Source organism: Alteromonas sp. K632G (genome assembly GCF_017653625.1).
GTDB classification, from domain to species: domain Bacteria; phylum Pseudomonadota; class Gammaproteobacteria; order Enterobacterales; family Alteromonadaceae; genus Alteromonas; species Alteromonas naphthalenivorans.
In genome coordinates this window covers 121181-129114 of sequence record NZ_JAGGDM010000016.1, presented here as the reverse complement: position 1 = coordinate 129114, position 7934 = coordinate 121181, and the positions used below count along the sequence as shown (strand labels likewise).

The 7934-nt window shown below is 45.5% G+C and carries 5 protein-coding genes; all 5 read right to left on the bottom strand.

All coding sequences use genetic code 11. The features are described from left to right. Positions 1–320, bottom strand: a 320-nt coding sequence (locus J5X92_RS15765) for a GTP-binding protein (protein ID WP_244360880.1), incomplete at its 3' end; no start/stop codon positions are given. Between the two features lie 63 nt (positions 321–383). Then, on the bottom strand, positions 384–2489 hold the full coding sequence (fusA, locus tag J5X92_RS15760) for an elongation factor G (protein WP_013786324.1): 2106 nt from the start codon (positions 2487–2489) through the stop codon (positions 384–386). A 27-nt stretch (positions 2490–2516) separates the two neighbouring features. Then, on the bottom strand, positions 2517–2987 hold the full coding sequence (gene rpsG, locus J5X92_RS15755) for a 30S ribosomal protein S7 (RefSeq protein WP_013786325.1): 471 nt from the start codon (positions 2985–2987) through the stop codon (positions 2517–2519). Between the two features lie 74 nt (positions 2988–3061). Continuing rightward, positions 3062–3436, bottom strand: a complete 375-nt coding sequence (gene rpsL, locus J5X92_RS15750; protein ID WP_013786326.1) for a 30S ribosomal protein S12 — start codon at positions 3434–3436, stop codon at positions 3062–3064. A gap of 307 nt (positions 3437–3743) precedes the next feature. Beyond that, positions 3744–7910: a DNA-directed RNA polymerase subunit beta' gene (gene rpoC, locus J5X92_RS15745; protein ID WP_013786327.1), complete on the bottom strand. Its 4167-nt coding sequence runs from the start codon at positions 7908–7910 to the stop codon at positions 3744–3746. Positions 7911–7934: the final 24 nt, after the last annotated feature.

The following is a 7934-nucleotide window of genomic DNA, read 5'->3' as shown; positions in this document are numbered from 1 at the left end:
GCTACTACTAGGATAGCTCCATCCATCTGTGCAGCACCGGTGATCATGTTTTTAACGTAATCAGCGTGTCCTGGGCAATCTACGTGAGCGTAGTGACGAGTAGGAGTGTCATACTCTACGTGTGAAGTAGAGATGGTGATACCACGAGCTTTTTCTTCAGGCGCGTTATCGATTTGATCGAAAGCCTGAGCTGAACCACCGTATGTCTTTGAAAGAACAGTAGTGATAGCTGCAGTAAGGGTTGTTTTTCCGTGGTCAACGTGGCCGATTGTACCCACGTTTACATGGGGTTTCGTACGTTCAAACTTTTCTTTTGCCATTTTTCTCGTTTCCTAAGTTAAAAGTCCGACCCAAACATAGACCGGACCGAACCTTCATTTAGATTAAATTCTAGATTCAATAATAGCCTGCGCCACATTTTTAGGCGCCTCAGAATAATTGAAGAACTCCATAGAGTATGATGCGCGACCCTGCGTTTGTGAACGCAAGTCAGTAGCATACCCGAACATTTCTGAAAGCGGCACCTTAGCACGTACTATTTTAATACCTGCTACGCCTTCTTCCATACCTTCGATCATGCCGCGACGACGATTTAGGTCACCAACCACATCACCCATCCAGTCTTCTGGAGTAGTTACTTCAACTTTCATCATGGGTTCAAGCAACACCGGATTTGCTTCTGCGGCGCCTTTTTTGAAACCCATAGAGCCGGCGATCTTAAACGCCATTTCAGAAGAGTCAACATCATGGTACGAACCGTCGAACAAAGTAACCTTTACATCTAGTACCGGATACCCTGCTACAACACCACTTTGCAACTGCTCCTGAATTCCTTTATCAACCGCTGGTATGAACTCTTTTGGTACCACACCACCGGTGATGTCATTAACAAATTCGTAGCCTGCGCCTTCTTCTGCTTGTGGCTCAATACGAAGCCACACATGACCAAATTGGCCACGGCCGCCAGACTGACGTACGAATTTACCTTCAACTTCAACTTTCTTACGAATGGTCTCACGATAAGCAACCTGAGGTTTACCTACGTTACATTCAACCTTAAATTCGCGTTTCATACGGTCAACAATGATATCAAGGTGAAGCTCACCCATACCAGAGATAATCGTTTGGCCAGACTCTTCATCAGTCTTAACCTTAAATGATGGGTCTTCAGCAGCTAGTTTACCTAGCGCGAGTCCCATCTTCTCTTGGTCAGCCTGAGAGCGTGGCTCAACAGCGATAGAAATTACTGGATCAGGAAATTCCATACGCTCAAGTGTAATGACATTATTCGGATCGCAAAGCGTATCACCTGTGGTCACATCTTTAAGACCAATGGCTGCGGCAATATCGCCAGCACGAACTTCTTTAATTTCTTCACGGTCTTTAGCGTGCATTTGAACAATACGCCCAAAACGCTCGCGTTTACCTTTCACTGGGTTGTAAACCGTATCACCAGTATTAACAACGCCAGAGTAACAACGGAAGAAAGTTAGCGTTCCTACGAATGGGTCGGTAGCGATTTTAAATGCAAGGGCCGAGAACGGCTCGCTGTCGTCTGCATGACGCTCAGCTTCAGTTTCATTTTTGTCGTCTAAAACACCCGTAATAGCTTTCACTTCACTTGGTGACGGTAAGTATTCTACTACCGCGTCTAGTACTGCCTGAACACCTTTGTTTTTGAAGGCACTGCCACAGGTGGCAAGAACAATTTCGTTGTTCAGTGTACGGGTACGTAAACCAAGTCGGATTTCAGCTTCAGTTAGCTCTTCGCCTTCTAAATACTTATCCATTAGCTCGTCAGAGGCTTCAGCAGCAGCTTCAATCATCTCTGTACGATACTTTTGTGCGTTGTCTAAATATTGCGCTGGAATATCTTCATAGGTAAACGTCATACCCATGTCTTCGGCATTCCAGTTTATGGCTTTCATCTTAATAAGATCGATTACGCCATGGAACTCTTCTTCAGCGCCCATGTTCAATTGAATAGGAACACAGTTTGCGCCTAAGCGTTTACGGATTTGACCCACAACACGCTCAAAATCGGCGCCAGCTCGGTCCATCTTATTGATGAACACGAGACGTGGCACCTCATATTTGTCAGCCTGTCGCCAGACTGTCTCTGATTGAGGTTCAACCCCAGAAGACCCGCAAAAAACCACTACAGCCCCGTCCAGTACCCGTAATGAACGTTCTACCTCAATGGTAAAGTCCACGTGTCCTGGCGTGTCTATAATGTTTATACGATGCTGATCGAACTGCTTTTCCATGCCTGACCAGAAACAAGTGGTTGCAGCAGACGTGATAGTAATACCACGCTCCTGCTCTTGTTCCATCCAGTCCATGGTTGCAGCACCATCATGCACTTCACCGATTTTATGAGACAACCCTGTATAAAACAGGACTCTCTCTGTGGTCGTGGTTTTACCCGCGTCCACATGAGCCACAATACCAATATTGCGGTAACGCTCAATCGAGGTCTTACGAGGCATACATCTCTCTCAGTTATATTACGTTTATTACCAACGGTAATGAGCAAACGCTTTGTTTGCTTCGGCCATACGGTGAACGTCTTCACGTTTCTTAACCGCAGAACCTTTGTTTTCTGATGCATCAATCATTTCAGCAGCCAGGCGTTGAGCCATTGACTTCTCGCCACGTTTACGAGCAGCATCTACCAACCAACGCATACCTAGGGCATTACGACGAACTGGACGAACTTCTACTGGTACTTGATAAGTTGAACCACCTACACGACGAGATTTAACCTCTACAGTAGGACGGATGTTATCAAGTGCTTCTTCGAATACATCTAGGTGAGCTTTGCTGGTTTTTTCAGCAACAATATCGAGCGCACCGTAAACGATTTTTTCAGCGACTGACTTCTTGCCGTCAAGCATTACGACATTCATGAATTTTGCAAGCAGTTGTGAGCTAAATTTTGGCTCTGGTAGGATTTTACGTTGACCTACGACTCTTCTTCTTGGCATTTCTATTCTCCGTATGAATTCAGGAATTACCCAAAACTCTTAAACTTCAGTTTGGCCTTACTAACGGAGAACCGTTAAGACTTAGGCTTCTTCGCACCGTACTTAGAACGGGCTTGCTTACGATCGTTTACACCTGCGCAGTCTAATGTACCGCGAACTGTGTGATAACGAACACCTGGTAGATCTTTAACACGACCACCACGGATAAGCACTACACTGTGCTCTTGTAGGTTGTGACCTTCACCACCGATGTATGAAGAAACTTCAAAACCGTTAGTTAGACGTACACGACATACTTTACGTAGTGCAGAGTTTGGTTTCTTAGGCGTAGTAGTATATACACGAGTACATACACCGCGTCTTTGAGGACAAGCTTGCAATGCAGCTACGTTGCTTTTTTCAACGGGCTTTTTGCGCGGCTTGCGGACTAACTGGTTAACTGTTGCCATTAACTAGCTCCTGATTAAAAACTACAAAAACCCAATCACTCTGATTGGGTCCATTAAAGCGACTTTTCTAACGTCACTCATTTAATGTTAATACTGTGCTTGTCAGCATTAACTGAGCTCTGATACAAAAAACCGCGCCCATTTTCTTCTGCCTTTTAGAGGTCATCCAAAATCGGGTCGCGGAATATTAATGATCATAGCTCGGCGTGTCAAGCTGTACAAAGGTTAAGCAGGCATTTAACTGCAATCTGTCAGCTTAACATGCCAATTTGTTAGGAGTACGTTAACGTACTCCTCCGATCATGCCTTATTCGGCTGAGTCGTCACCGGCGTTGAGTGCTTCGGTTAGTGCCTGTTCTGCATCAGCAGCAGAAACTGACATTTCTTCGATTTCTTCTTTACGACGTTGTGCACGACGTTCATGGTAAGCGAAACCTGTACCCGCTGGAATCAATCGACCCACGATTACGTTTTCTTTCAGACCGCGAAGGTCATCTTCTTTACCTTGAACTGCAGCTTCGGTAAGAACACGTGTTGTTTCTTGGAACGATGCAGCTGAGATGAATGACTCAGTAGATAGCGACGCTTTAGTGATACCAAGCAGTTGTGTTTCATACTGCGCTGGGATCTTACCGTGTTTTTCAACTTCACGGTTGGTCACTTTCACGTTAGACACTTCAACTTGTTCGCCTTCAAGGAACTGAGTATCACCTGAATGGGTAATAACGCACTTACGCAACATCTGACGAATAACAACTTCGATGTGCTTATCGTTAATTTTTACACCCTGTAGACGGTAAACTTCCTGAACTTCGTTCACGATGTAGTTTGCTACAGCAGAGATACCACGTAGACGCAAGATGTCATGCGGTGACTCAGGGCCATCTGCAATAACTTCACCACGTTCCACTTTCTCACCTTCGAACACGTTAAGCTGACGCCATTTTGGAATCATCTCTTCGTATGCATCACCCTCTGGCGGCGTGATAACCAAACGTTTCTTACCTTTGGTTTCTTTACCGAAACCAATAGTACCTGAAACTTCAGCAAGGATAGCTGGCTCTTTAGGCTTACGTGCTTCAAACAAGTCGGCTACGCGAGGTAGACCACCCGTGATATCACGTGTCTTCGAGCTTTCTTGAGGTATACGTGCTAACACGTCACCTTCGTTAGCAACCTTACCTTCTTTCGCTTCGATAGTCGTAAAGCTTGGCAGGCGAATCTCTTGAAGACCGAACTCATCACTTTCTAGGATAAGTTTAGGTTCTTTAGAGTTACTCTTCGCAAGATCTTTAACTACGATACGCGTAAGACCAGTTAATTCGTCTTGTTGCATCTCGGTGTTAGAGTCGTCGATGTCGGCAAAGCTAATCTTAGCTGCACGTTCAGTAACGATTGGGTGACTATGCGGATCCCAGTTAGCAACAACGTCGCCAGCTGCAATAGTTGCACCGTCATCCACGCTAAGTACAGCACCGTAAGGTACTTTATAGCGCTCTTTCTCACGACCTTGTTCATCGATAACAGTAAGTTCTGTTGAACGAGAAACAATAACCACTTTGCCGTCTGAGTTACGTACTGATTTTTCATTGTGTAGCTTAAGGCTACCCGCAGTTTTAACCTGAACGCTGTTCTCAGCAGAAGCTCGTGATGCCGCACCACCGATGTGGAACGTACGCATGGTAAGCTGTGTACCTGGTTCACCGATCGACTGTGCGGCAATAACACCCACAGACTCACCGCTTCCAACCATATGTCCGCGAGCAAGGTCACGACCATAACAGTTTGCACACACACCGAAGTCGTTATCACAGGTGATAACCGAGCGTACTTGAATTTGGTCAACAGAGTTAGCTTCAAGCATGTCTACTAGCGCTTCGTCTAGTAACACATTACGCTCAACCAATACTTCTGTCGTACCTGGTTTAACTACATCTTCTGCAACTACACGACCTAGTACACGCTCACGAAGTGGTTCTACAACGTCACCACCTTCAATTAGCGGTGTCATCTGAACACCACCGAAGGTGCCACAGTCGTCGTTAGTAATAACCAAATCTTGTGCAACATCTACTAGACGACGAGTTAGGTAACCCGAGTTCGCAGTCTTAAGTGCTGTATCGGCTAGACCTTTACGCGCACCGTGAGTAGAGATGAAGTACTGAAGTACGTTAAGACCTTCACGGAAGTTAGCCGTGATTGGCGTTTCGATGATTGAGCCATCTGGCTTAGCCATCAGACCACGCATACCCGCTAGCTGACGAATCTGAGCGGCACTACCACGAGCACCAGAGTCGGCCATCATATAAACAGAGTTAAATGAGGTTTGCTCTTCTTCTTCGCCATCGCGGTTAATTACGATGTCAGTCTTAAGGTTATCCATCATGGCCTTGGCAACTTTTTCGTTGGCATTTGACCAGATATCGATAACTTTGTTGTAGCGCTCACCGGCGGTTACAAGACCATTTTGGAACTGTTCCTGGATCTCGATAACTTCGGCTTCTGCAGCGTCGATAATATCTTTCTTCGCAGCTGGGATTACCATGTCATCAATACCAACAGATGCACCCGCAATCATTGCGTAGTGGAAACCGGTATACATGATTTGGTCAGCAGCGATTACTGTGTCTTTAAGACCCAGTGTACGGTAACAAGCGTTAAGCAAACGTGAAATCTGCTTTTTGCCCATTGCCTGGTTGATAATTTCAAACGGCAAACCTTTAGGTAGCATCAATGAGAAAATTGCACGACCAACAGTAGTATCTGTTAGCGTTACTTTCTCAGTTTTCACGCCATCTTCGTCAATGTCGTATTCAGTGATACGTACTTTAACGCGTGAGTGAAGTTCTGCGTTACCTGTGCGGTATGCTTTTTCTGCTTCATTCGGGCTGGTAAATACCATTGCCTCGCCTAAGCCGTTCACTTTGTCACGGGTTAGGTAATAAAGACCCAATACAACGTCCTGTGAAGGAACGATGATAGGTTCACCATTTGCAGGTGACAGAATGTTGTTGGTCGACATCATCAACGCACGTGCTTCAAGCTGAGCTTCAATAGTCAGCGGCACGTGTACAGCCATTTGGTCACCATCGAAATCGGCGTTGTAGGCCGCACATACTAGTGGGTGAAGCTGAATCGCTTTACCTTCGATAAGGGTTGGTTCAAATGCCTGGATACCCAAACGGTGAAGTGTTGGTGCACGGTTAAGCATAACAGGGTGTTCACGGATAACGTCATCTAGTACGTCCCATACCTCTGGTGCTTCACGTTCAACCAGCTTCTTCGCTGCCTTGATAGTTGTTGCTAAACCACGACCTTCAAGTTTTCCATAGATAAACGGCTTGAATAACTCAAGTGCCATTTTCTTAGGAAGACCACATTGGTGAAGACGTAATGTAGGACCAACGGTAATTACAGAACGACCAGAGTAGTCAACACGCTTACCAAGTAGGTTCTGACGGAAACGACCTTGCTTACCTTTAATCATATCGGCAAGTGATTTAAGAGGACGTTTGTTAGAACCTGTGATAGCGCGGCCACGACGACCGTTATCTAGTAGTGCATCTACCGCTTCCTGAAGCATACGTTTTTCGTTACGCACGATAATGTCAGGCGCCGCAAGGTCTAGAAGACGCTTAAGACGGTTGTTACGGTTGATAACACGACGGTATAAATCGTTCAGGTCAGACGTTGCAAATCGACCACCATCCAGAGGTACCAACGGACGAAGATCCGGCGGAAGTACTGGAAGTACAGTCAAGATCATCCACTCTGGCTTGTTGCCAGACTGTTGGAATGATTCAAGCAACTTAAGACGCTTGGTGATTTTCTTACGCTTAGTTTCAGAGTTGATTGAAGGCAACTCTTCACGCATGGAAGCTACGTCAGCATCTACATCTAACACTTTTAAAAGGTCAAATACGGCTTCAGCACCCATTTTTGCGTCAAACTCGTCACCGTGCTCTTCAAGTGCATCCAAGTAATCTTCTTCGTTAAGAAGTTGGCTGCGCTCAAGGGTAGTCATACCCGGCTCGGTTACTACGTAAGATTCAAAATATAGTACACGTTCAATATCACGAAGTGTCATATCAAGCATTAAGCCGATACGAGACGGAAGTGATTTAAGGAACCAGATGTGTGCAACTGGGCTTGCCAGTTCAATGTGACCCATACGCTCACGACGTACTTTAGTTAGGGTTACTTCAACACCACATTTTTCACAGATAACACCACGGTGCTTCAGACGCTTATACTTACCACAAAGACATTCGTAGTCTTTAACTGGTCCGAAAATACGCGCACAAAACAGGCCGTCACGTTCTGGTTTGAACGTACGGTAGTTAATTGTTTCTGGCTTCTTAACTTCACCAAAAGACCATGAACGAATCATGTCAGGTGAAGCAAGACCGATTCGAATATTATCGAATTCTTCAGTCTTGTTTTGTTGCTTTAGAAACTTTAATAAGTCTTTCACATTACTCTCCCAGCGGAGTCAGTC

Coding starts and splice junctions, on each gene's coding strand:
- rpsL (WP_013786326.1), bottom strand. CDS start 3,436: ATGGCAACAGTTAACCAGTTAGTCCGCAAGCCGCGCAAAAAGCCCGTT.
- fusA (WP_013786324.1), bottom strand. CDS start 2,489: ATGCCTCGTAAGACCTCGATTGAGCGTTACCGCAATATTGGTATTGTG.
- rpsG (WP_013786325.1), bottom strand. CDS start 2,987: ATGCCAAGAAGAAGAGTCGTAGGTCAACGTAAAATCCTACCAGAGCCA.